At 46.7% G+C, this 25,237-nt stretch carries 23 protein-coding genes and 1 tRNA gene; 4 read left to right on the top strand and 20 right to left on the bottom strand.

Translation table 11 applies throughout. The features are described 5' to 3' along the window. Positions 1 to 33: 33 nt before the first annotated feature. A complete protein-coding gene (atpD, locus tag ABD894_RS16530; RefSeq protein ID WP_345212173.1) occupies positions 34 to 1,539 on the bottom strand; it encodes a F0F1 ATP synthase subunit beta in 1,506 nt (501 codons plus the stop codon). 149 nt (positions 1,540 to 1,688) lie between these two features. Next, the gene (locus tag ABD894_RS16525) at positions 1,689 to 2,669 is read right to left on the bottom strand and encodes an NAD(P)H-quinone oxidoreductase (protein WP_345212172.1); all 981 of its coding nucleotides are present in this window, start codon (positions 2,667 to 2,669) and stop codon (positions 1,689 to 1,691) included. Between the two features lie 106 nt (positions 2,670 to 2,775). Between ABD894_RS16525 and ABD894_RS16520 the strand changes: the two genes are divergently transcribed. The 4 genes from ABD894_RS16520 (at position 2,776) to obgE (ending at position 5,127) form a co-directional block, all read left to right on the top strand. Continuing rightward, positions 2,776 to 3,237: a redoxin domain-containing protein gene (locus ABD894_RS16520; RefSeq protein ID WP_345212171.1), complete on the top strand. Its 462-nt coding sequence runs from the start codon at positions 2,776 to 2,778 to the stop codon at positions 3,235 to 3,237. An 84-nt stretch (positions 3,238 to 3,321) separates the two neighbouring features. Continuing rightward, positions 3,322 to 3,395: transfer RNA gene (locus ABD894_RS16515), tRNA-Arg, on the top strand. A 56-nt stretch (positions 3,396 to 3,451) separates the two neighbouring features. Further along, positions 3,452 to 4,024 carry an adenylate kinase gene (locus ABD894_RS16510; RefSeq protein WP_345212170.1) on the top strand — a complete coding sequence of 191 codons (573 nt, stop codon included), beginning with the start codon at positions 3,452 to 3,454 and terminating at the stop codon, positions 4,022 to 4,024. 101 nt (positions 4,025 to 4,125) lie between these two features. Then, complete coding sequence (gene obgE, locus ABD894_RS16505) at positions 4,126 to 5,127, top strand: GTPase ObgE (RefSeq protein ID WP_345212169.1); 1,002 nt, start codon at positions 4,126 to 4,128, stop codon at positions 5,125 to 5,127. Positions 5,128 to 5,742: 615 nt separating this feature from the next. Here the strand turns inward: obgE and ABD894_RS16500 are convergent. Genes ABD894_RS16500 through asnB form a run of 18 tightly spaced genes read right to left on the bottom strand, consistent with a single transcriptional unit; the run spans position 5,743 to position 25,180 of the window. Then, positions 5,743 to 6,324 carry a WcaF family extracellular polysaccharide biosynthesis acetyltransferase gene (locus tag ABD894_RS16500; protein WP_345212168.1) on the bottom strand — a complete coding sequence of 194 codons (582 nt, stop codon included), beginning with the start codon at positions 6,322 to 6,324 and terminating at the stop codon, positions 5,743 to 5,745. After that, a complete protein-coding gene (gene xrtY / locus ABD894_RS16495) occupies positions 6,281 to 7,705 on the bottom strand; it encodes an exosortase Y (RefSeq protein ID WP_345212167.1) in 1,425 nt (474 codons plus the stop codon). The genes ABD894_RS16500 and xrtY overlap by 44 nt, the downstream gene beginning before the upstream one ends. Further along, positions 7,702 to 8,322, bottom strand: a complete 621-nt coding sequence (locus ABD894_RS16490; RefSeq protein ID WP_345212166.1) for a class I SAM-dependent methyltransferase — start codon at positions 8,320 to 8,322, stop codon at positions 7,702 to 7,704. Before ABD894_RS16490 ends, xrtY begins: the two co-directional genes overlap by 4 nt. 19 nt (positions 8,323 to 8,341) lie before the next feature. Then, complete coding sequence (locus tag ABD894_RS16485; RefSeq protein ID WP_345212165.1) at positions 8,342 to 9,745, bottom strand: exosortase Y-associated Wzy-like protein; 1,404 nt, start codon at positions 9,743 to 9,745, stop codon at positions 8,342 to 8,344. Continuing rightward, complete coding sequence (locus ABD894_RS16480; RefSeq protein WP_345212164.1) at positions 9,738 to 10,910, bottom strand: glycosyltransferase family 4 protein; 1,173 nt, start codon at positions 10,908 to 10,910, stop codon at positions 9,738 to 9,740. Before ABD894_RS16480 ends, ABD894_RS16485 begins: the two co-directional genes overlap by 8 nt. Next, on the bottom strand, positions 10,910 to 11,800 hold the full coding sequence (locus tag ABD894_RS16475; RefSeq protein WP_345212163.1) for an FkbM family methyltransferase: 891 nt from the start codon (positions 11,798 to 11,800) through the stop codon (positions 10,910 to 10,912). The genes ABD894_RS16480 and ABD894_RS16475 overlap by 1 nt, the downstream gene beginning before the upstream one ends. After that, positions 11,787 to 13,076 carry a glycosyltransferase gene (locus ABD894_RS16470; protein WP_345212162.1) on the bottom strand — a complete coding sequence of 430 codons (1,290 nt, stop codon included), beginning with the start codon at positions 13,074 to 13,076 and terminating at the stop codon, positions 11,787 to 11,789. The genes ABD894_RS16475 and ABD894_RS16470 overlap by 14 nt, the downstream gene beginning before the upstream one ends. Further along, complete coding sequence (locus ABD894_RS16465; RefSeq protein ID WP_345212161.1) at positions 13,066 to 14,295, bottom strand: glycosyltransferase; 1,230 nt, start codon at positions 14,293 to 14,295, stop codon at positions 13,066 to 13,068. Before ABD894_RS16465 ends, ABD894_RS16470 begins: the two co-directional genes overlap by 11 nt. Continuing rightward, positions 14,288 to 15,262: a hypothetical protein gene (locus tag ABD894_RS16460; protein WP_345212160.1), complete on the bottom strand. Its 975-nt coding sequence runs from the start codon at positions 15,260 to 15,262 to the stop codon at positions 14,288 to 14,290. Before ABD894_RS16460 ends, ABD894_RS16465 begins: the two co-directional genes overlap by 8 nt. 6 nt (positions 15,263 to 15,268) lie before the next feature. After that, on the bottom strand, positions 15,269 to 15,964 hold the full coding sequence (locus tag ABD894_RS16455) for a hypothetical protein (RefSeq protein ID WP_345212159.1): 696 nt from the start codon (positions 15,962 to 15,964) through the stop codon (positions 15,269 to 15,271). Continuing rightward, complete coding sequence (locus ABD894_RS16450; protein ID WP_345212158.1) at positions 15,961 to 16,947, bottom strand: glycosyltransferase family 2 protein; 987 nt, start codon at positions 16,945 to 16,947, stop codon at positions 15,961 to 15,963. Before ABD894_RS16450 ends, ABD894_RS16455 begins: the two co-directional genes overlap by 4 nt. Beyond that, positions 16,937 to 17,875 (bottom strand): glycosyltransferase family 2 protein, encoded by a 939-nt coding sequence (locus ABD894_RS16445; RefSeq protein WP_345212157.1) that lies wholly within the window; start codon positions 17,873 to 17,875, stop codon positions 16,937 to 16,939. Before ABD894_RS16445 ends, ABD894_RS16450 begins: the two co-directional genes overlap by 11 nt. Next, on the bottom strand, positions 17,872 to 19,215 hold the full coding sequence (locus tag ABD894_RS16440; protein ID WP_345212156.1) for a glycosyltransferase family 4 protein: 1,344 nt from the start codon (positions 19,213 to 19,215) through the stop codon (positions 17,872 to 17,874). Before ABD894_RS16440 ends, ABD894_RS16445 begins: the two co-directional genes overlap by 4 nt. Beyond that, positions 19,194 to 20,180 carry a class I SAM-dependent DNA methyltransferase gene (locus ABD894_RS16435; RefSeq protein ID WP_345212155.1) on the bottom strand — a complete coding sequence of 329 codons (987 nt, stop codon included), beginning with the start codon at positions 20,178 to 20,180 and terminating at the stop codon, positions 19,194 to 19,196. The genes ABD894_RS16440 and ABD894_RS16435 overlap by 22 nt, the downstream gene beginning before the upstream one ends. Continuing rightward, positions 20,173 to 21,423, bottom strand: coding sequence for an ABC transporter ATP-binding protein (locus tag ABD894_RS16430; RefSeq protein ID WP_345212154.1), 1,251 nt, complete (start codon positions 21,421 to 21,423; stop codon positions 20,173 to 20,175). The genes ABD894_RS16435 and ABD894_RS16430 overlap by 8 nt, the downstream gene beginning before the upstream one ends. After that, positions 21,423 to 22,277 carry an ABC transporter permease gene (locus ABD894_RS16425; RefSeq protein WP_345212153.1) on the bottom strand — a complete coding sequence of 285 codons (855 nt, stop codon included), beginning with the start codon at positions 22,275 to 22,277 and terminating at the stop codon, positions 21,423 to 21,425. Before ABD894_RS16425 ends, ABD894_RS16430 begins: the two co-directional genes overlap by 1 nt. After that, a complete protein-coding gene (locus ABD894_RS16420) occupies positions 22,270 to 23,406 on the bottom strand; it encodes a glycosyltransferase family 4 protein (protein ID WP_345212152.1) in 1,137 nt (378 codons plus the stop codon). The genes ABD894_RS16425 and ABD894_RS16420 overlap by 8 nt, the downstream gene beginning before the upstream one ends. Continuing rightward, complete coding sequence (gene asnB, locus ABD894_RS16415) at positions 23,399 to 25,180, bottom strand: asparagine synthase (glutamine-hydrolyzing) (protein WP_345212151.1); 1,782 nt, start codon at positions 25,178 to 25,180, stop codon at positions 23,399 to 23,401. The genes ABD894_RS16420 and asnB overlap by 8 nt, the downstream gene beginning before the upstream one ends. Positions 25,181 to 25,237 lie beyond the last annotated feature (57 nt).

The following is a 25,237-nucleotide window of genomic DNA, read 5'->3' as shown; positions in this document are numbered from 1 at the left end:
ATCGTCTTGATACCTGATACTAAATACTTGATACTAACTATTAGCTTCTGCTAATAATTTTTTGCCTTTTTCAATAGCGTCTTCAATGTTACCAACAAGGTTGAATGCTGCTTCAGGATATTCATCCACTTCACCATCCATAATCATGTTGAAACCTTTGATGGTATCTTTAATGTCAACCAATACACCTTTTAAACCGGTGAACTGCTCAGCAACAAAGAATGGCTGTGAAAGGAAACGCTGTACACGACGTGCGCGTGATACAACCAGTTTATCTTCCTCGCTCAACTCATCCATACCAAGGATAGCGATGATATCTTGTAACTCTTTGTAACGTTGTAAAGTTTCTTTAACGCGTTGTGCAGTATTGTAGTGCTCGTCGCCTAAAACGGCAGCGCTAAGGATACGTGAAGTTGAATCCAACGGATCCACCGCAGGGTAAATACCCAACTCGGCAATTTTACGTGAAAGTACGGTTGTAGCATCTAAGTGGGCGAAGGTTGTAGCCGGCGCCGGGTCGGTCAAGTCATCCGCAGGTACGTATACCGCTTGTACTGAAGTGATCGAACCATTTTTGGTTGAAGTGATACGTTCTTGCATCAAACCCATCTCGGTAGCAAGGGTTGGCTGGTAACCTACCGCCGAAGGCATACGGCCTAACAACGCTGATACCTCAGAACCTGCTTGGGTGAAACGGAAGATGTTATCGATGAAGAATAGGATATCACGGCCTTTACCATCTTCGCCACCATCGCGGAAATACTCGGCGATAGTTAAACCTGATAATGCCACACGTGCACGTGCACCGGGAGGCTCGTTCATTTGACCGAACACGAAGGTTGCTTTTGAATCTTTCAAAGCTTCGGCGTCAACTTTAGTTAAGTCCCAACCACCTTCTTCCATTGAATGCATAAATGCATCACCATATTTTATAATGCCCGATTCAAGCATCTCACGCAAAAGGTCATTACCTTCACGGGTACGCTCGCCTACACCGGCAAATACTGATAAACCTGAGTATGCTTTCGCGATGTTGTTGATCAGTTCCTGGATCAATACGGTTTTACCTACACCCGCACCACCAAACAAACCGATCTTACCACCTTTAGCGTAAGGCTCTAATAAGTCGATAACTTTAATACCTGTAAACAATACTTCGCTTTCGGTAGATAGATCTTCGAAACGCGGAGGTAAGTTGTGTATAGTACGGCCACCTGTTTTATCAAGGTTGGGAATACCATCAATAGCATCACCTACAACATTGAATACACGGCCTTTAATTTCTTCACCAATTGGCATTTTGATAGCTGATTCTAAGTCAAGAACCGGCATACCGCGTAATAAACCATCAGTTGAATCCATCGCGATAGCGCGAACCCTGTCTTCACCTAAGTGTTGTTGAACTTCAAGAACGATCTTTTGGCCGTTGTCTTTAGTGATCTCTAATGCATTGTAAATCTTTGGAAGATGGGCGTCATTAGCGAAGCTTACGTCAACTACCGGACCAATGATCCGTGATATTTTTCCAATGTTTGGCATACTATAACCTGATATTTAAATAGTTTTATTGTACAAAATGGTCTTGCTTTAAGACGCTGTTTCGAGGCGCAAAGTTATGATTTATAACTAAATATTTACATAGTGTTAGTAAGATTTTTCGCATACTTTTTTAACTGTTGCAACGGCTATTAAAATGTAAGCACAATTTTGCCTGTATGCGCGCTGCTTTCCATCAGCCTGTGGGCATCGGCAGCCCTGTTTACCGGGAAAGTTTTATAAATAACAGGCCGTATTTTGCCCGATGATAAATGCGGCCAGATATGCTGTTCGAGCTGCTGCGCAATGGCCGTTTTAAAGCCGGTATGGCGTGTACGCAGCTTTGAACCGGTTATGGTAAGGCGTTTATGCATAATGAGCGCCAGGTCAATCTGCACATCTTTACCGTGTATGGTATTGATATGTACCAGTCGGCCATCATCGGCCAGTGAGGCAATATTGTTGGCCGTATAATCGTCGCCAATGCTGTCCAGTATGATATCAACGCCGCGGCCATTAGTGGCTATGTGGATAACTTCTTTAAAGCTTTCGGTTTTATAATTGATGGCCCTGCTTGCGCCAAGCTTTTCGCAGAAGGCGCATTTGGCATCATCGCCCGCGGTAACGTACACTTCGCCGCCCATGGCCGTAACCATTTGTATGGTAGCTACACCTATACCGCTGGACCCGCCATGTACCAAAACGCTTTCGCCTGCCTTGAACCCGCAACGATCGAACACGTTGCTCCACACAGTGAAATAAGTTTCGGGCAGGGAAGCGGCTTCTTCAAAAGTAAGGTTAGCGGGGATGGGCAGGCAATTACCTTCGGCAACGGCTGCATATTCGGCATAACCGCCACCGCCCAGCAGGGCACACACCCTGTCGCCCACCTGCCAGCGGGTAACGCCATCGCCAAGCGCTTCGATAATGCCTGCCACTTCAAGACCCAGTATATCCTGCGGTACGCCTTGCGGGGCGGGGTAATTTCCTTTCCGCTGAAAAATATCCAACCGGTTCAAGCCCGCGGCGGCTACTTTGATCAGCACCTCGCCCGGATTGGGTATTGGCGTTGGGCGTTCTTCTATCTGCAAAACATCGGGGCCGCCGGATTGGGTTATCACTACTGCTTTCATACGGATAAAGGTATCATCTAACTAAAGTAAAATTTGTAAGCATTGTGTTGTTTTTTGCTTTTGATTTTTTTGCTTTGCCAAAGTTCAATTTAATAAAAACTCAATTATGGCAATAACAGTTGGCCAGGCGGCACCACAGTTTACATTAGTATCATCGGCATTGAAAGAAGTTTCGCTGGCCGATTTTAAGGGCAAAAAGGTAGTGATCCACTTTTTCCCGATGGCATTTACCGGTGTTTGCACCACGCAGCTATGCACCATGCGCGATAGTTTTGGCTATTACGAAGGGCAAAACGCGGTGATTTTAGGCATTTCGGTTGATTCGCCTTTCACTTTAGCCAAGTTTAAAGAGGAGAATAATTACCAGTTTGAGCTGTTATCCGACTTCAATAAGGAGGTTTCTGCCGCTTACGGAGCTATTTATGAAAATTTTGTTTTCGGCTTGAAAGGGGTATCAAAACGTGCCGCTTTTGTTATAGATGAGGCTCAGAATGTGATATATACGGAGGTGCTTGAAGATGCCGGCGACCTGCCCGATTTTGCAGCGATTGCAGAAATTGTAAAGTAATTTTAAAAAAGATTTTGGTTCTTTAAAAGAGATTTCTATTTTTGCAGTCCCGTTTCAAAGGCGGGAAAACAAAAATAAAATACTGGACTTGTAGCTCAATTGGATAGAGCATCTCACTACGGATGAGAAGGTTAGGGGTTCGACTCCCTTCAAGTTCACTCTAACTGTAGCCTTTCCGTTTAATTAACTGAAAGGCTATTTAAATTTTATCAGCATGCTAAACTTAGTTTTGTTCGGTCCTCCCGGCGCAGGTAAGGGCACTCAATCACAAAAACTTATCGAAAAATATGGCTTAATTCATTTATCAACCGGCGACTTACTGCGAGGCGAAATTGCACAGGGCACCGAGCTTGGTTTAGAAGCCAAAAAATTGATGGATGAGGGTGTGCTTGTACCGGACGCAGTAGTTATTGGCATGATCAGCAATAAGCTCGACGCTAATAAAGAGGCCAAAGGTTTCATTTTTGATGGTTTTCCGCGCACGGTAGCGCAAGCCGAGGCACTGGATGCTTTGCTGGAAAGTAAAGATTCGGCCATATCAGGCATGGTTGCCCTTGAGGTTAATGATGACGAACTGGAGCAACGCCTTTTATTAAGGGGTAAAGATTCCGGTCGCCCGGATGATGCCAACCCGGAAGTTATCCGCAAGCGCATCAAAGAATACAATGATAAAACCGCCCCTGTTGCAGGTTACTATAAAAATCAGGACAAATTTACCAGTATAAACGGCATCGGTTCAATACCCGAAATATTTGATGCCATAAACACTGTTGTAACAACGTATTAATAATATTATTAGTCCGAAAGACGGTAGGTCCGAAAGTCAGAAAGTTTTCATCAGCTTTCCGTCTTTCGGACTTCTTAACTTTCGGACCAAAAACTTTCGCTATGTCTCAGGGTTCAAATTTTGTTGATTACGTAAAGATTTGCTGTCGCTCCGGTCACGGAGGGGCGGGTTCTTCGCATTTGCACCGTGATAAACTTACCGCAAAGGGTGGCCCTGATGGCGGCGATGGCGCGCGCGGCGGTCACGTTATTGTTAAAGGTAACGCCCAATTGTGGACATTGCTTCATCTTAAATTTCGTAAACACGTTATAGCCGGCGACGGCGAACCTGGTGGTACCTCGTTACGTACAGGTAAAACCGGTCGAGATGAGATACTGGAAGTACCACTGGGCACGATAGCCAAAGATGCCGAAACCGGCGAAATTCTTTTCGAAATAACCCAGGACGGCGAAACCCGGATATTAACCGATGGCGGTCGTGGTGGTTTAGGTAACTGGCACTTTAAAACGCCAACCCAGCAAACCCCGCGCTTTGCACAACCCGGCGAAGAGGGTAAAGAAGAGTGGAATATATTAGAGCTGAAATTGCTGGCCGATGTAGGTTTGGTAGGTTTCCCGAACGCGGGCAAATCAACCCTGTTATCGGTAGTATCTGCCGCTAAGCCCGAAATTGCAGATTACGCCTTTACTACCATAGTACCTAATTTGGGTATCGTATCCTATCGTGATAGCAAATCATTCGTGATGGCTGATATCCCGGGAATTATTGAGGGCGCATCAAAAGGCAAAGGACTTGGCTTCAGGTTTTTGAGGCATATCGAACGTAATTCGGTATTGTTATTTATGATACCAGCCGATACCGCCCGCACCATATCTGAAGAGTATAGCATTTTGCTGAACGAACTGGAAGAGTACAACCCCGAACTGATTCACAAGCCACGGGTACTGGCCATCACCAAATCAGACATGCTGGATGAGGAACTGATGAACGAAATGAGCAAGGAAATACCTGCGGATATTCCCTATGTATTCATTTCATCGGTAGCGCAAAAAAATATTACCCAATTGAAGGATATGCTTTGGTTAGCGATAAACAAAGAGTAACGGTTCCGCTCCCTTTTATAATATTGAGCCTTGACTAATTAAAATTAGTTGAGGCTTTTTTATATAAACTTTGACAGCTTTTAAAAAGTTGTCAAAGTTTATCCTCACTACCTGTCATTCTGAGGAACGAAGAATCTACTCGCGTTTAGTTCTTCGTTAGGAATGGTTGTGCTATATCTTCGTTAGTGGATGTAACTTTCTTTTTTCTCTCAAAAAAGAAAGTAACCAAAGAAATACTGAGCGTAGCGACCTCATGAACGCTTTAAAAAAAATAAACAACAGTGAATAACGTCGCGGCTGCGCAAGAAACTATGTTTGGGTTGTGCTTAGGCAGGGCTTGTGCTACCCGTTCCTTACGATGCCGCATTTTTGTCGGTTATTTACGTTTGTGCTTTTGCATGTCTACCTTTATCGCAGCCGCTTGGCTCCGGTCAAGTGGCAACTATCCCGCGGCATCCCGCCGCACCGTGTAAGTGTCTCTTCGATCAGTAAGCTGAAAGCTTACGCCATGCCAGTCACGAGTTACGCTCCGCTAAACTCGCGACAGCGGGAAGGTCAGGGAAGGCCAGTTCACTCGAACCCCGAACCCCGCCCCTGAAACCTGATACCCACAACTTACAACTCACAACCTGCAACTATTACCCGCTCCCTGATCCATACTGCCGGGTTGCCCTGGTAAATGCCGTAGGCGTGAAGGGCTTTGGTGGCAACGGAGCCGCTGGTAAGTACCGCGTGACTATATACTGTTACTCCGAGATTGACTATCGCTCCGGCACCTATCCATACGCCATCTTCCAGTACAATACTTGCCGTGAGCAGGCTAAATGAAGTTTGTTTATAATTATGACTCCCGGTAATCAGCATTACACCTTGCGAAAGGCATACATTGGCACCAATACGGGTGTCAACCAAACAATCTATCCAAACACGTTCGCCTACCCAGGTATGGTTGCCAATGGTCAAATGCCAGGGGTATTTGATATTAACGCAGGGTTTTATCACTACGCCTTTGCCGATGCTTGCGCCAAATAAACGCAGTAACAGCACCTTTAACCCGCTGAATGGTAGCAGGCTGTTTTTAAAAACGATGGCGTTAATATAAAACCATAACACACGCTTCAGCCGGTTACCGCCGGGGTGGTAAGGGTGATTATTATAGGTAGACAGGTCGGTTTTTTGCAGTGTGCTTAGTAACATCGTAGTGTTTTGTCCAAAAGTAAATGGCTGTGGCAATGGCTATATAAATGATGATGTTGAATAGGGTATGATGATCGATAAAGCTCCCGGTATGGCTGTTCCAGTAAAGGGCTAATAAGGCAAAGCGTATCACGTTTAGTAGCTGCACCGTAACTATCGCCACCAGCATAAACCATAAGCGGGTAGCCAACTTTGCGGGGTATGCCAGCGCGAAGGCCGATAGAAAGCTTGATATGCCCAACCCAAGGCAGGAGTAAGCCAGTACAAGGGTACTCCTGCCGGGGACCAGCAATTGATGATGGTTAGTTAAAACCGTATGCCCCAGGCCGCGCAGTAACCATGCCGTGCTGTTGATCAACACATCGCGTAAGCCCTGAATATAATTGAGGTGATTAGCGATGAACGCATTATAATGCCCGCCATGCGATGTAAGGCTAAGCATCCCCAAATTGAAATAATAAAACAGCGCGAAAAGCAACACAAACTTAAAGGCGAAGGTTAATGCTATACGCCAATTCCGGTTAGTGCTTCTCGCGTGTACCATTATCTCTTCTATCTTGATATCAACCACCAGCCTGAACCAAAAGCCCTGCAAAAAATGGAAGATGATACCGTTCTTGCCATCCATAAAGCCCAGCCTGATAATGAAGCGGTAAAAGAAATAGATCATAGGGCGTACGTAACGGGGGAGCTGCCACCATATCGCCTTAAGCCAGGCCGTACGTTCATCGGGCGCGCCCCAAAAGCGGGGTTTTACGGTTTGCCAGCGGATCTTTTGCATGCGTTCCACTTCTTCATGCGCCAGCAGATCGCTGTAACGGTTATGTTTATTTATCCAAAAGCTAATATTGTTCTCTTTAAGGTTCTCTTCCAGCAGGTGACCTGTTTTCCAGAGCTGCGTTTTGCCGTCTACCACAAAATGGTGATCCATGTTCTCGTTCAAATCCGAAAAGCCGTGCCCGTACCGGAACATTTTGAGCAGGTAAAAAGGGTAATAGCCCCCATGCTTTATCCACTGCCCTTTAAAAAAGTTTTTGCGGTTAAAGTAAATACCATTGGTATCGCTGTAATCTTCATCGCGGAAGTTGAGCAGGATTTCGGCCAGTTCGGGGGTAACCACATGGTCGGCATCCAGGCAAATTATCCAGGGCGTTTTAATATCGAAACAGCCCAACGCGTAGTGCCATTGCCGTGGGTGATTGTCGAACGGGTTACAAAGTACCTCGGCGCCAAACTGCTCGCCAATGGCCACGGTATTATCGGTACTGCCCGAATCAAGTATGTAAACCGGGGCGTTGAGCCGGGCAATGGAGTTGAGCAGCCGGGGCAGGTGCATTTCCTCGTTATAAGTTAATATGATGAACGAAAATGATGTGTTCATACTTTTATTGCTTTAATGATCATTGATTTCCAGAGGTATGGTATACGGCCGCAGCCTGTAAAATGGGTTACTTTAAAACCCGATTCGCTTAGTAACTGGCTTAACGCAGCCTTCGACCAAAACTTGATGTGCCCGCCATGCCACGATGGCCCGTGATGCGCGTCCCACTTATTGAGCAAACTCAAACTGAGATTTTTAAGATACCCGTGATAAGGGGTAGAAATGATGAGTTTGCCATTGGGGCCGAGTACTTTGTTGCAAAAATCGGTAAGGCCTTTGGGGTGATATAAATGTTCAATTACTTCGGTAGAGATGATGGTATCGATAGGTAGGTTTTGCAGGGCTTGCGGCAGTTCGCCGGAGGCAAGGTCTTGGATAAAGAACCTGCCGGGATGTGCTTCTCGGGCAATAGCGATGCCTTCGGCAGATGCATCGGTACCATAGGCGTTAAAGCCATGTTGAAGCAGGTAATTCACCAGGTAGCCGTTGCCGCAACCCAAATCAAGTATACAGCGGTTATGGTTGGGGTTCAGCAATTGCAGCAGCGGCTTTTCAAGGTAGCTGAAGGTGTGACTTGGCCGGGCATCCGGGAAACCGTAATCTATATAATCACTCATTTGTTGATAGCTTATTCAATTATTCTACACGCCTTAATACACCAATGGTAGTGAACAGCTTAAAAAGCAGCAGCATGGTGATATAGCTCCAGAAAACGCTGTTGATGAGAAACTCGAAACTCAATCCGCGCCAAAACACTTGGAACAGGCCACTGAAAATTAAGGCCGTGCCTAACAGGTAACCGCCAAATAGTTTTTCGGCTTTAAGCGCGATGAGTTGTGCCGTAGCACCATATAAAAACAAGGCTATAAAAACCGCAATGCCGCCACCGGATAAATAGGCATCGGCAATAAAGGCCGGTTTGGCCGATACATTGGAGCCTTTGTAAACCACCCCGGCATCGTAAACACGCTGCATCACCAGGTTTTCGGTTACAGGTTTGGCTGGCCACATTACCCGTGGCACTATGGCTTGTGCCGATTGCCGCAGCAACTGTGTGCCGTAAAAATCAATCTTGGTAGGGGTAGATCGAACATACTTGGTGAACATCTCTATTTCGCTGAGGCGATAAGTGAAGAAAGTCCAGTTGCCATCATCATCATTTTGGCTGTTAAGGGTGGCATCAAGTGCCGATTTTGAAGCATCGTCAACATTGATTTCTTCTGTCCACGCCATTTGCCTGAAAGCACGATTGTAAGCCGGCAGCAGCATAAACAAGGTAAGCAGCAACGGTAAAAAAGTTATAATTACAACGCGTTTATAGGTAGGATACAAAAATACACCAAGCACTAACACGCTGATAATGATGGGTTCTTTAAAGCCCGAAACAAAGGCATGGTAAAAATTGAAAGCGTAAAGCGTGGCGCACATCAGTGTATTCCATAACTTTTGTTGCGGAATGGCAAAGGCTAATGCCAGCGTACCCGCTATAAAGCTGAGCGAGTTAAGCTGGTAATAAAACTGCGATAAACCCGGTATGTAATTAAACAATAGGGCCACAGGCAAAGTGCTGATAGCCGTAAGCAGCAGGAAATTAGCAGGATCTGATCGGTCGAAATAATACTTTTGCTGCACAGGGTATTGCATAAACACTAATAGGCCTGTGGCGAAAGCGGCATGGCCAAGGCAGTAATAGCGCTGACATTGCGCGGTCAACATCAGTTTGGCGTTATCTACCAGGTAATACTCGTTAGGCGCATGGAAATCTTCATAACCCAGCACGCTGCAATAGTAAAATATGGATGAACAGCACATATAACCCGCGAAAATTACCTGCGCTAAAAATATGGGGCGCATCAGTTGGGTGGTAAGCGGCATATCGGCAGGCAGGGGCTTGATCTTACCACTTAAGCTAACGTAAAAGATAAAGAACGAACCTATCCAGGCAATAAAATAGGAGGTTTGCGAGTTATCTTTCAGTAGCCACGCGATAAACCAGGGCAGGTAAAGAACAACATATTTTTCGAACGATACGTTACGCATCCGGGGTTGATTGGTTTAAAAGCTGGCGCTCTATGGCTTTAGCTGTTTGCTCGAAGTTCCAGTGTTTGATGATCTCTTTTGATGCTTGTCCCATTTGCTTTAATGCAGGCTTGCCTTTTGTTAACAGTGCCTTTAGCTGCTCTTGCAGATCATCCAACGATGCCGCGCGGAACACCGTGCCATTATAGCCCGGTTTTACAAGGTCAGTAGCGCAGCCTACTTTGTCAGAAACTAAAATCGCTTTGCCGGCCGCCATGGCCTCGTTAACGGCAAGTCCCCAGGTTTCAGCAGGTCCTTTTGATGGCAGGCAAAACAAATCGCAGGCCTGGTAGGTGACCGGCATAGCCGATTGATTTTTAAAATCAAGGAAATGCACATTCGGGCTGCCCTGCGCTTTCGCTTTCAGGCTATCTTCCAATACGCCATTTCCTGTGAAAAGCAAAGCCGTATTTGGTAGTTTGGTCTTCAAAAAAGCATCCAGTAATAAAAAAGGGTCTTTCTTGTCTTCAAACTTCCCGGCAAATAAAATGAGGGTGGTATCATCGGCTATGTTTAACGATTGCCGCAAGGCCTTAGCCTCATTACAATGGCAGGCCGCGAAAAAAGCGTTATCAACCGCATGTGGGGTAAAGCTCAGTTGATCGGCTTTGAGGCCGTGCTTGAGCAGGTAGTTTTTATTATTGGTACCGGTATAAAAAACATGATCGGTAAGGTGGTATACCCAGCGTAAAAAGGCAGCACGTAAAAGTGTTTTCAGTCCGGGTACGGCATCCAGCAGGGTGGAGTCGCCACGGAAATACACAGGTATTTTGCCTTTAAAGTGCCGCATCACCATCAAATGGCTATGGTAGCACCAGCCGATCACCAATAGGGCATCTGGTTGATAAGCATTGATCTGCCCGGTAAGATCAGGGTTAACAATCCCCCTGAAATGGTGCGAACCGGCATCCTTGGCGGTATTATTCGCCCACTCAAAGTGGTAACCATCCAGTAGTGGTACATCCCAATCCACCTGCCTGCCAAAACCGGGATCATGCTTTTGCATGGCATCTTTACCCCAGGTATAAAACACCTTAATATCTATCTTTCCCCTTCCGGCAAGCAGGTCGAAAATGGGCGCATAATATTGTATGGGGTGCGTAGTAACGATGGCTAAACGGCGCATTAAATATGTTCTCCCATAATTTTAAAAGCCGGCGCGGTATACAACCTTTCTTTAATTACCGGGATCTCCCGGCAGTAAATAGTGTTATGATCGCCATAGCTATTAACAGCCTGCAATTCACGGGTAAAGGCATCATAGGTATAGGGTGCAAAGCCGTTATCAAGCAGTTGCCTGTGTATCGCGTTTTCATCAAATCCGTAACGTGCGCCGCAGCCGTTCAGCTCAATAATAATGGCTTTAAGGCGCGGGTTAGCCAGCGTTTGTTGCATGCCCTTTAATACTTCGGTTTCGTAGCCCTCCACATCAATTTTTATGAGGTCAGGTTGTAACTGGTCAAGCAAGCTGTCGATAGTTACGAGTTGAATTACTTCGATATCGGCCTTACTTTCATCTTGGGCGATAACGTGGTTGGTGGTGTCCTCGTCTGCCGAAAAACTTACCGTACCTTGCTGCGCGCCTACGGCAGCGTTGATCAATTGTACATTTTCATGCAGCAGGTTGAGGGCTATGTTTAAACCAAGAATCTCGAATGTGGCTTTCACCGGTTCAATGGCTATACTTTTAGCTCTGCAAATGCCCGATGCCAGCAGGGTATATGAGCCCACATTGGCGCCAATATCAAAAAATCCATCGCCGGGGCGTAAAAAATGCAGCAGGAAGGCCATATCATCAAACTCGTGCAGACCGGTGTAAATATTGCCCGTAATGCCGGTAAGCTGTTTACGCGCCAAAAACTTAACCGGACCGATAAAGCGTTTGATAAAGAAACGATCGGGCTGCGCGCTGCTTTGCACTTGCCACAGTAAAAACCGTCGCAGGCTTTTTAGCGGGTGCTTTTTACCCAGCGGATGATTAAATATAAAATGAAGCAGTCGTTTAATTTTTTGCATGGATCACTTCATTAAATAATTTACACTGTTGGGCGGTGGTATTTAAAGCGCTGTACTTATGCAGTGCGGCCTCGTTATATTGAGTGTTAAAATGCTCACCGCCAATTACCCGTTTAAAAAAACAAGTAATTTTTTTGCCAATGTCGGGCGTGTTATCATAACTGTAATTATCGCGTAGACCAAACTCATTTAATATGCCTACCGCCGAACTTTTTGAATTGAACAGACTAAGCAGCGGCTTGCCCGATAGCAGGTAAGGGTACAATTTTGAGGCGGTATATTTGGGGTCGTCAGAACCGGGGATGAATAGCGCGTCGGCTTGTTGCAGCAGGGAAAGGGCTTCGTAATAGCTCACCCTGTCGATTTGCTCGGTTACATATTCGCTCACACTATATTGCTTCGCGATGGGCAGTATGGTCGGTCTGCCTTCGCCTGCTGGCGCGTAACTGGTACCGATGAAGTGAAATTTTAATCGCCCAAACAAAGCGGCATCCGCAATTATACTCTGTTGTAAACTCTCAAACAGTACCGATAGCGCCGGTGCCATATCATCCCCACCGCGACCAACATATACGATATTGATGTACTGTTTATCGAAACGCTGCTGTCCTTGTTTTGCCAGTCTCTTAGCTATTTCTACATCTGGCAAGTAAGCGCCGAAGGTGATAGTGGCCGATGGCTTGGTTTTTAATCGCAAGTAGCGCTGTTGCAGATCGTTAATATAAAGTTCAGATACGCTGATCAGTCCATCAGCATGGTTCATTGCTATGGGTTCAAGATATTTGTTGAGCCGGTATGAAAACCAGTATTTTGGAGGACGCTGATCTTTAGGTTTATCACGGTAGTAATCGGAATGCCAGGGATCCTGCATATCAATTACGTAGGGGATATTGAAGCGCTTCTTCCAGTAAGCCCCCAGCACACATACCGGGAACTGGGTAGTTGAAAAGTAAATAAGATCGTAATTGCCCTGTTTTAAAAGCTTATTAACGTACCTGTAATAATACCACAGCGACCGCAAGGCCAAACTGCCCAAGCCTAATTTTGCGGTCCATTTTTTAGGTAAGGCCTTTACGATATGGGTTTTTATATTACCGGGAACGGATCGCAACAGCAGATCATCCTTTACTATATCAGCGTATCGCACATCAACCGTTACTACCTCGGCATCCCAGCCCAATTGCTCAAAATACGGCAAACTGGTGCGCACCCTATGCATATCGGCCGCGTTGGTAGGCACAAAGTATGGCGAAATAATGAGTACCTTATTTTTCAATGGCCTGCGCTATCAGTTGTACTAATTTGTGCTGTTCGGCATTCCAGTTAATAAATTTTATTACGCATGGTAATGCTTCACGGGCTTGTTCAAATATTTGTGGCGATGCCAGTATGCCGTTAATGGTATGTGCCAATACATCGGCGCTGAAACCGGTGGCTATAAACACGCTCGCGGCGGCTAACCTTGCTACCTCCAATTGGCCCAGCGTTGGCGAAATTATAGCGGGCAACCCGTTCACTAAATATTGAAACAGTTTGTTGCTGGCTGTCAGGTTTTTATTAGGCGGATCATTAGGTTCTAAAGCGAGGCCGATATCATGTTCCTGTATGCGCTCGTTTAGTTCATCGGCACCCACCAGGCCGTGTAGGTAAAGCTGGTGCTGTGTGCATCGCTCCATCAAGGCAAATAACAGGATTTTGTAAGCTTCGGAACAATTGCCCCGCAAGTGCAGTTCCACGGGTTGCTGAACAAGGGTAAGCGCTTCCAGTAAAATTTCGATACCACGCCCCGGTCCAAGTGTTTGTGAAAACCAGAACAAGGACGGTCGACTAAGATCAACCCTGTCTTTATAGCGTATGGGGTTAGCTACTTTACCATTAAATGTATTATAAATAACGGCCGGGCGGGGTGTTTGATAAGCCCCGGCTAAAGCCTTTGCCATAGCCTGCGATGTGGTATAAACGGTAGTGCCGTTTTTAAGGGCGAAGCGTTCCAGTTGTTTTAAAAGCGCTATCGGCCGCTGTTTTTGCGCGGATGGGAGCAAATCCTCCGAATACCAGTCCTCTATATCAAAGGCCACCCTTTTGCCTTTCCTTAACAATTGACAGCCTATGTACAAAGGCAGTTCCTGGTGGGCGATATAGATGTCGGCCGGGAGTTTATTGATCAGGCTGAAATAGCCCCGAATAGCATAACCCAGGGCCGAAGGCAATTGCCAACCAAGCCATTTTACCAGGTTTACGCTGATACGGCGCAGCAGGCGTAAGCGCATGTTACGGTAGCTTTTATGGCGCAAATCGGCGGCGTAGAGGTATTGGATACCGGTGCCTTTGAGCAGTTCCACATCCTGTTGTAGCAGGTCATCGGCGTAAATAGTAGTAATAATGCTCACCTTATAACCCGCAGTTGCCAGCGCGGTCGCTTCCTTGTATACCCTCGGGTTTCGGCATAAATGCGATTGCGAAATAATAACCACCTGTTTGCCGCCGCTATTCACTGATTGACTTTACAATGTCCACGTATTTCAGCGCGCATTTTTCGAGCGTGAGGTCATCTAAAATAAAGTCGCGCGGGGTGTAATTGTGAAGGTTTTGCATAAAAGTATCCAGCGTAGCTTCAAAATCATCGTGCCCCGAAAACTTCAGTCCGCAGCGTGCATCCCAATAGGAGGTAGAACTAACCGGGCTGTATTGCACCCTATGCGGATAATATTCCGGGTCGAGCCAGTAACCGCCCTTATCCCAGGCCAAAACTGGCGTATTGGTAGCCAGCATTTGCTGATAGGCGAGGCCCTGCGTTTCGTGCTCGCATAAAAATATAGCGGCCTTTGATGTATGTAGTTTCTGCTTCAATTCATCAGAATTATAGCTGCCGTAGCGGATAATCCGGTAGCTTAATCCACGCTTATTAAGCGTTTGCAAAAGTGGTTCGATGAAAGGCTGCGGCAATCCCTCATTTATCCAGCGGGTTTTATCGTAAATTAAAAAATCGTGCGTTTTTTCTATGGCCTGCGGTGCCCAGTGTAGGGTATCGATACCTACCGGCCAGGCCTGCACCTTATCGCCATAATATGGCTCAAACATATCGCGCATCCACTCACCGGCTACCAGTATTTTCACGAGGTTGGGGTATTGCTCAAACAGTTTCGCGTGATCAATAGGGTGCGAAAAAACACCTGCGCCAAACAGTACCGGGTTTTTCCATTCGCGGTTAAACAGCACCTGCGGCTTGCCTATGATGCAGGCCAGTTCTTCGGGGTGTTTGTTGATGTAGCGGTAATCATTAAAGCGATAGGGGATGTTCAGCCTGTCGAGCCCCTTCATCAGGTTGATGGCCACCATCATTACCCCGCCAGGCCGTTGCGGACCGCGAAATATCCGGCGGATCAAACGCCTTGGGTAGCGGTCGTACTTAAACCAGCGGTCGGCATCGGGTTCGGCGTAAAAAATGTTCAGTGGTTTCAACGGATGTTATTCGGTTATCAGATCAAGATGCCGGGCACCGGCCACATAGCCCTCAATATAGAGGCGGTTTACAAGATGATAATTATATTTCTGCCTGATGATACGCGCGAAAGCCTGTTCCAGCGAGAGCTGATAGCGGCTGCCCAAATGGGGTTTAAATAAAGATTGCAGCATGTTTAAGAAACTGCGTAAACCGTACACGCCCTTTGAGTAGGCCAGCATATCTTCAATAGCCAAAACCAAAATATCTTCAAGCAAGGCCTTGTCTTTTATAAAATATGCCCTTGTACTGAAGTTGGCCACCGCTTTATTAAAATCGGTACCGAAGCCGATAATATCCTTACCGGCATTGCTTAACCATATATTTTTATCGAAACCCGCCACAGGGTAATAGCGCCCGCTGATCTTAAAAATGGGGACACCGGCAGGTAGCTGATGCAAGTTGTTCAAAATCAAAAGCGCCTCGTTAAGCCCTTTGTTGGCAAAAGTATATTGCTGCTGATGGCTGATGTGCACTTCCGGGAAATGCGTTTTGATCCGATAGACGCTGTCATCTACCGAATTATCAAAAAGGTAGATCTGCTGAAAGCCAACACCCTGTAGCTTGCTGATGGTAACTAAAGTTTGCTCCAGCCTTTGCTGCGGGGTAAAATGTGTGTACGCCCCGTTGGGTGACAGGGTAGATGTAACCAGCGCGATCATGCTTTGAGTTGATGTACCAGGTTTTGCAATATTTTGGTGAACCGCCAGCCCAATAGTTTACTGATGGCATTACCCGCAGGCGTAGCGAAAGTATAGTGATAGGTAATGCTGTACGGTATGGCAGCGATGGCCTCATCTATTTGTAACAGCAACTGCGGATAGTTAGGGTATACCTTAAATTTTAACTGGTGCAGGCTACGCAGATACGCCGTTTTTAAATTGGCCGAATCATCGTTCTTGCTTATCCACTGATATTTAAGTTTGAAGGCTTGCAATTGCGATGCAAAATGTTTCTCTTGTTTAGCTGCCGAAAGGTTAGCGCCCGTACCCGGGTATTTTCGGTAATAATTCAATCCCCCGGTTTTAATTATACCTGCCGATTGCAGCAGCACCCTGCAAAAATACTCCCCGTCATCGTCAACCGTTAAGGCCTCATTCCACACATCGGCGCGGTTGATAATAACCTTTGGTACCAGCCAGGCATTGGGTTGTACCATGCTGCCATTGGTGCTGTAGCCTCCCCAAAGGTTGATCAAAAAATGAGCCGGGCTATCATCGCTCTGCAAAAAGGCTTCTTCATAAGTTGGGATCGGGCTATTCAAATGATCATCGCCATTGTTAAAATAAATGGTGCTGCACACGGCTACCTTATCAGGGTTTTGCTGCAAGGAATTAACCTGCTGTTCCATTTTATCGGGGCTAAGCAGGTCATCGGCATCTAAAAATTGTATGTAATTGCCATTGGCGTGTTGTATGCCGAGGTTTCGAGCCGCGCTTGCGCCTTTATTAATAGTGCTGTATATTTTCACAATCGGGCTTTCAAAAGAACGAGCGATGGTTAAGGAACCGTCGGTAGAGCCATCATCAATAATGATCAACTCTATATAGGGCCAGGTTTGCGCAAGGGCGCTTTCTATGCAGGCCTTCAGATGCTTCTCGGCATTATAAACCGGGATGATGATCGAAATTAATTCACCAGTCATTTCTTAACTGTGGTTTAAACAAACGGATCATTTTTTCGCGCCCCCATACGGCGGTGTATGGGTGTACGCGGGTAAGCGTTTTAAAGGTAAGGCTACCATGCGGACAGGCCGCATAACCTAATTGCCTGCACAGTTGAAGTGCTTTATGCACGTAAGCCCATGCCTGGCACGAAGCCAGGTTGGCAATGCAATACCAAAGCTGCCGGGCAAGTTCGAGCGGGTATTGATCGCCATGGCTTGCAACTGTTTTTGCCAAAACGTGGTAATTGGCCATAGCGCATTTTAATCGGTTTGATGAAGACATACTTTCGCTGTACCGGTAATTAACGCAGGTAACTTCGGGCAGGTAATCAAAACTGAATCCCGCTTTGGCCAAGCGCAGATGAAAGGCATTGTCTTCATTGTACAATACCTCCGCATCCAGATCAAAGCCCCCGGCAGCAATAAAACGATCAAGATTATACACCCCGAAGTTTACTATTTTGTTGCTGATGGCGTACCGCAATGGATCAAGTTGCAGGGCATCCACATCATGATTGGCTGTACCTAATAGCTTGCCCGTTTTATGATCTACATAGTTAAAATTTAACAGCAATACATCATATTGCCCTGCCGATCTCAATATCCAGTGATGTACCAGCGTAGTGAAGTTGGGTAGCAAATCGTCGTCGGCATCGTGGAAATGCACCCAACTGCAAGTGGTATGCTGGGCCAGCGCGTTTTTCCCGAAGGAGCATCCCCGGTTGATATCGCCGCGTACTACTTTGGCATCATACCTTGCGGCTACCATGGCGGTATCATCGGTGCTGCAATCATCATACACCCAAATTTCATCAAACGGAATAAGTTGTTTTTTTGCCGATTGCAATAAGCCGGGCAGGTATTTGGCGGCGTTGTAAGCCGGTATACAAAGCGCTAAAGTATTCACCTTGATGAAATTTTGGCGGTTACCCGCCGGTACAAATAGCGTGTAAGTGAACGCAAGGGCAGTTTATCCAGCACATCGGCCTGTAACGATACCGCTCCCGAAGGTGAGTAATTCTCGGTCAAATAAACATTGGCTGCTGAAGGCTTAAAGTTATCTATCGCATCGGTATAATATTGCAGGTATACCGGGATCAATTTATCGGGGGATAGTTCGTTATCTATCGTGTCCATACCTGCCTGCGCCATTTGTTGATAGTCGTTCTCGTTAAGATTAGTCAGGGTGTCGATACAGTCGGCCAACGCTTGCGCATCATTTGCCGCGTATGTTAAGCCGTTTTTACCATGCTCAATTAATACAGAGGCACCCGCGCCATCGGCACATATAACCGGGGTACCTGCGGCCATAAACTCAATGCAGGTGAAATTAAACATATCCCAAACGGAGGGGATTAAACCAAACTTCGCCCTTTGCTGTATGTATTGTATTTCGGTATTTGGTTTAGGTTCATCAGGCGTTATCGCCTTCCCCCATACCTGCGGGAATTGATCAGAGAGATATTCCGCGGTGGATGTATGGTTGTCGTAAGGCATATCGCGACCAATCCATTGTATCTCAACAGAGGCTTTCAACAGTGGCACAGCGGCGCATAATATTTCCGGCCCTTTCCATTTTTGTATGCGGGCTGTAACCAGGCCTTTGTTATCCCTTTGCCGGTAAGGTACTGCATTATGCTGCCCGCGGTGGTAAACAGGCAGTGCATAGTTAATAAGCGATTGCGGCAATAACTGCTGCCAAAAACATTGGTTTGCCGGGCTATGAGTGATTAGGCTATCGCAGAGGGGAAGCAATGATAGTTCTGTTTGGCTATATAGATGGGAAAGCAGCCCTCTTGCATCGGCATTTTCGTGCAGGGCTATTTGCGCGCTGCTGCCATGCAGCCTTGTTATTACCGGTTTGGTATGGTTAATTACCCAGGGTACAAAACCCAGTCCGAAATCGGTACATTCAATTATATCGAAGCCTTCGCCGTAGTTAGCCTGCTGCCACATTGCCCATGCGGCGGCCAAATTGTTACGGTAATCGGGCAGCAGGTCAAACCTGCTGAACTGCGCCACGTATTGCGCGTAAATGGTAGGATTAAGGTACTCTACCGATATACCATCATGCTCAAACTGATCTTGCGATTGTACGTGGCCGCTGCCCACAATCACTTTTATTTCCGCGCAATAGGATTGCAGCGCCGCGAGATAATGCTGATAATAGGTAGCAATACCACCACCCGAATGCGGGTAATATTCGGGAAGAATGAATAATATTTTCAATCCTGTTTCTTCACCCATATACTACTGAAATTTCTGCCATACTGATCGGCCGACAGGCTTAAAAGTTCCTCTTCTTTTTTATAGGCCCCCGTTAAATTGCTGCTTAGCGTACCAAAAAAGGCATAAGTGCGGTAACGGTGTAAATTATAACCGGGCAATGCCTTTAACAGCATCTCTTTTGAGATGCCCTCGTTGGCGGCATAAGGCAGGCCTTCTACATGGATATCGGTAATGCTCCATAATTCCGTTTCGCTAAGCGGTTCGCTGATGATGTTCTTTTTCAGCAGGATCTGGTTAATAGTATTGATGTAATGCTGCGGTTCAAATGCCTGTTTTATTTTATTGATCACCCGGCTGATGAACGAGCGACCGGCTTTTTCGGCACCCGATTCTACATGTTGCCGGTATGCTTTATAACGATTTTTGTAAGTATGGCTTTGCAGGGCTTCCAGCGCGGGGTCGTGCATGGTAATGAGCAGTCCGCCCGGTTTTTGCAATGCGCTAATGCTGGTCAAAAAGGCTTTCAGATCAGGAATGTGGTGCATTACTGACGATACCAGGATAATATCATACGTGCCATTTACCGCTTTAATATCACCAAAAGTAACATCTATGTTTTTGTGCCATGCCTTTGCCCTATAGCGCGCCTTGCCCAGCATAACCGCCGAAGTATCCAGCAGATGAACGTTGGCAATGCTTTGGCCCGCAATGGTGTTCAGTAATAATTCGGTAGCCAAACCGGTGCCGCAGCCAATATCGAGCAAAGTGAGGTTTTTGCGGGATGTAAAATAGGCTTTCAGGTCATCGGCCAGCAGGGCGTATTGCCGTGGCAGGCTTTGCCACATTTCGGTATGAAGGCTATCATAATATTGCGCTTCCTGGTCGTGAAATACCACGTTAACTATCGCGTGGAACTCTTCCGGATCGGTTATTATCCCCTTTTTTTGTATCAGCGGCGTAAGCGATTGGTAGGCGTTAGTCATTAGGTAAGCGTATAAATTCTGCGTTGATAATCCCGGCATCACTTTGCCTTATGTTGTTCGTCCATATTTCGGCAATGTTGAAAATGGCCGCTTCGGTTCCCCAAACCCATTCATCATCAGTATTGCCCCATGCCCCTAAAGCAATGGTATAATCGCCGGGGCGCAATACGGTGGGGGCAATATTAAACTCTACGGTAAAAGCGCCTTGCTGTAATTGGCGACCACTATTGTATTCTCTCAAAGTAAACAAACGTACCCCGGCGCAATAAACGGCCATCACAAATACAGCCCTTGTAAAAGGTTCCCGGGCTTCCCCGGAAACCTTGATCTTTATTGGGTCAGTTGGTTTTATGGTTATTTCGCTATCAGCCGAATCATTGATCATCACTTGGTGAAAGGATAGCTTATCTTTTATATTGCCGCTAAATACACGGGCAATATTATCATTACTGCTTAGCAGTTTGTTGTAGCATTGTATGGCAGGCTCAATGGCCGCAATGTTCACCAGGCTGCCGTTGTTGAGTACCAAGCCATTATTACACAGGCTGCGGATGGCACCCAAGTTGTGGCTTACAAACAAAATGGTTTTGCCTTCGCCCTTGCTTACATCGCCCATTTTGCCGAGGCATTTTTTCTGAAACTCGGCATCGCCAACGGCCAGTACTTCATCAACTACCAGTATTTCGGCTTCCAGATGTGCCGCTACCGCGAAGGCCAGCCGCACATACATGCCCGATGAATAGCGTTTCACCGGCGTATCAATGTAGCGTTCCACCCCGGCAAAGTCTACAATCTCGTCAAACTTGCGGGCTATCTCCTTTTTGCGCATGCCCAGTATGGCGCCGTTGAGGTAAATGTTTTCGCGGCCGCTTAGTTCGGGGTGAAAGCCGGTGCCTACTTCGAGCAGACTGGCCATGCGTCCTTTTATTTTTACCGAACCCGTGGTAGGGGAGGTTACCCGGCTTAATATTTTAAGCAGCGTACTTTTGCCTGCGCCATTACGGCCTATAATGCCAACGGCATCGCCTTGCTGTACCTCAAAATCAATGTCCTTTAAGCTCCAAACCACATCGCTGTTGCCTGCCACGGCGCGGTTATTGGCTTCGCCTATCTTCAGGAAGGGATCTTCCTTGCCGCGCAGTTTGGCCCAGTAACGCTCCACATCGCGCGAGATGGTACCCGTGCCGAAGCTGCCCAATTGATAGGCTTTTGAAAGATCTTCTACTTTTATAGCTATGGCCATTAAACGGTATCGATGAAGTTTTTTTCTACTTTGTTAAATACTACCGTGCCTGCCAGTAATATCAGCATGGTGGTAATGACGCTGTAACCCAGCCATGCCCAGCTGAAACTCCCGCTGCCGAAAAAGCCGTAACGGAAGGTTTCAATAAGCGCGGTAATGGGGTTAAGCTGAATGAAAAGGTAATAATGCGGAAACCTGCTTTGCACCTCGCTCAGTGGGTAAACCACCGTGGTAACATACATTAGCAATGGCACCCCGAAGGCTACTACAAAGGCAAGGTCGCGGTATTTGGTGGTAATGGCTGATATCAGCATACCTAACCCTAAGCCTTGCGCGGCTATCAGCAATATAATGAGCGGAAACAGCAAAGCCGCTGCGTTTGGCGCGAAACTGCTGTCTGCCTTTAACCAGTAAAAAGCATAGAGTAAAATAAACAACAGTAATTGCACCCCGAATTTTACAAGGTTTGATAGCACGATGCTCAACGGCATAATGATGCGCGGAAAGTACACCTTGCCCAGCATAGCCGCGTTATCTTTAAACACGGTGGATGTTTTGGTAAGGCATTCGGCAAAGTAACTCCAGATGATGATGCCCGCCAGGTAAAAAAGCGGTTTCGGGATGCCGTCGGTTAGTATACCCGCCAGGTTACCGAATATGAGCGTATAAATGGCAATGGTAATTACCGGCTGAATAAAGAACCAAACCGGCCCCAGTATGGTTTGCTTATAAAAGGATACAAAATCGCGCCGAACGAGTAGAAACAGCAGGTCGCGGTAATGCCAAACATCTGCCAGACGAAGCTGAAACAGATTGTTGCGGGGCGTTATTTCAATATCCCAATCTTTAGCCATTGTTGTTATCGTCTTCGGTAAGCAGTTTTTCGAGGCGACTGATATAGCCTTCCTGGCTAAAATAATACAGGCAATGCTGTTGCAGTAATTGCCTTTCGGCGATGGTTGAAGGGTGCGCAAGGTGACTTGCAATGGTCCGCGTCAATTGTTCCTGGTCGTGCGGATCAATAGCCACGCCCAGTTCACCATCACGAACGGCATCTACCGCGCCATCGGCATTGCCGCATATTACCGGTAAACCGCAGGCCATAGCTTCTACCAATACTATCCCGAATCCCTCTTTGGTACTCGGCAGCACGAAGCTATCGGCCAGTAAAAAATGCGCGGGTACGGTAGCGTCATCAATAAAGCCGGTTAAAATTATTTGCTGTTTGGTACCGGTATCTTTTATCAGCTGGTCAATACGTTTCTTCTCGTACACATCGTACTTGCCGGCCAGTATGTATTTTATCCCGGGGATGTCGTTCTTTAGTTCGGCAATGCTGCGTATTACGCTGTCGTAGCCTTTATATTGCTCGGTAGAGGCCAGCCGGGTAAGTGTGAACAGCACGCGGCTATCGGCATTTAGCTTATATTGATCGAGCAGGTGCTGCGGTTTTTCAAACGTGATGGGCAGCGGCATCAATGGGTCAACAATGTTGTTAAGTACTACGCATTTATGCTCATCAATCTTATGCAAGGTGATCAATTGTTCTTTGGTGAACCTGCTTACGCACAGTACCTTGTTGCAGGCAGTAAGCAGTGTTTTTTTAACGGGCGATAGTGTGCGCCATATTTCGATACCGTGTGCTATAAGCCATATATCGCATTTGGGGTTAACCAGCTTAATGGCCAGGCCCACAAAGGCCAGGTTTACATGACTCAAAATTACCACATCGGCGCGTATGCCCTCGGCTATGGAGCGTTTTACAAAACCGGCTTTGTTTTTATTGAAGCCCTTGAAATTGCAAAGCGGTACATATTGTGTTTGCAGGTCGGTATCGGCATCGTAAGCCGAAAACATGGTGAACTTCCATTGGTTTTGCTGCGCTATAATGTTAAGTGTATGCCCAAGTACACGCGTCATTTTTTGTATGCCGCCCGTTGAGCTAAACGTTTGCAGGGTAAGCAGCATTACTTTTTTAGACATTTTGAATTTGATAAAGTGCGAAAGGCTTTGACCAGTGCACCTGGCCTTTCTTAAATTCTTTAACCAGTTTTTGCGCCTTTTTACCTTTAAACTGTTCGGCGTTCATTGCCTCGTGCGCGGCCAACCATTGCTGCAGCGGAAAGCTGAACCCCATTTTCGGGCGGTTCAAAATTTCGGGTGGCAGCAGGTCTTTAAAAGTATCGGTCAGTATTTTTTTAGGCTGATGTTTGTTAAACCTGATGGCAGGCGCAATATTGGCTACTACTCGTTGTAGGTCTTCATGCAGAAAAGGCACCCTTACTTCCAGCCCGTGGCTCATGCTCATTACATCGGTATCGCGCAGCAACTGGTTTTGCATGTACAGGTTGGTTTCCAGCCAGGAGGCATGCTGTTCATCGTAACCTGTGGGGTAGCCCTGCCGTGAGGTAAACAGCACATCTTCAATTATCCTCGGTTCAATATCCAGTATCTCGGCTATATCGGCAGGGGTAAACAGGCCTCTCAAAAACAGGTAATCGGCCACCGGGTGATCATAAGCGAGGTAAGCCAGCTTTTTATACTTGTCGGCCAGTAGTGATTTGCCTAAACCAAACATCGTCGGGCTTAATTGCTTTAAGTGGCGAATGTATTTTATGCGGTTAAAAGACGGATACCCGCCGAAAAGCTCATCGGCGCCAATGCCTGATAGCACGGCTTTCAAACCGTCCTCATGCGCGTATTTGCTGATAAACCAGCTGTTAATGCCATCGGTAGTAGGCATATCCATACTGGCTATAATGTGCAGCAGGTGCTGGTTAAAATCCTGCTGTTTTACCAAATGGGCGTAGTTTTTACCAATCAGCTTATCGGCGACCGCCTGCTGGTAGGTATGTTCGTTATGATCCTTATCCTCAAAATAAATGGAGATGGTTTTCAACTGGTCGTCTTTTTGTTTACCGCTCATGAGCGCTACAATGCTGGAGTCGGTGCCGCCGCTTAAAAATACACCGAGTGGCGCATCGGCTATCATCTGGCTGTTGATGGCATGGTTAACCGCCTTGTATAGTTCGTGCTGCGCCTCACGGGTATCGGTAATATAATCGTGCAAAGGTGGTTCATCGGCAAAGGAGCGGATTACAGATACCGCCGTATTGTGCTGCCATTGCAGGTAATGGCCTTTGGGCAAACTGTACACGTTTTTAAGCGTAGTGTAAGGCTCAGGAATGTGCCCATAAGCTAAAAAGCGGATAGGCCATTCACTATCAAGATTGGTAGCTATGCCCGACCTGCTTAATGCCTTCACCTCTGACGCGAAACTTAACTGCCCGCCAATAAGGTGATAATACAAGGGTTTTATACCCGAGCAATCTCGCACCAGGTAAGTGGTACCCAAGGCCACATCAAACAGCGCAAAAGCGAACATGCCCCTCAACCTGCCGAAAGCCGCGGTACCCCATTGCAGGTAGGCCTGTAATATTACCTCGGTATCGGTATGGGTATTAAAGCGGCTGCCTTGTTGAATAAGTTCCTGTTTCAGTTCGGGGTAATTGTAGATCTCGCCGTTGAAACTTATCCAGGCCTGCTGATTTCCGTCGGTCATGGGTTGGTGGCCGCTGCTGCTTAGGTCGATGATAGATAAACGGCGATGACCCAGCGCCAACCCGATCTGCTCGTCGATAAATATGCCTTCATCATCGGGCCCGCCATGGCGTTGCACATCGCACATTTTTTGTACAATGCTTACCAATTGGCGCGGTTTAATACTTTTTGATGCTATTCCTGCTATGCGGCACATACTTGTGGTATATTCATGGCTTCGCCCCGTAAGTCACAGTTTTAGTTTGTAACTTAT

This window comes from Mucilaginibacter gynuensis (assembly GCF_039541195.1).
Lineage (GTDB): Bacteria > Bacteroidota > Bacteroidia > Sphingobacteriales > Sphingobacteriaceae > Mucilaginibacter > Mucilaginibacter gynuensis.
Note: the sequence above shows the minus strand (reverse complement) of the source record. Positions and strands in the feature narration are given on the sequence as shown.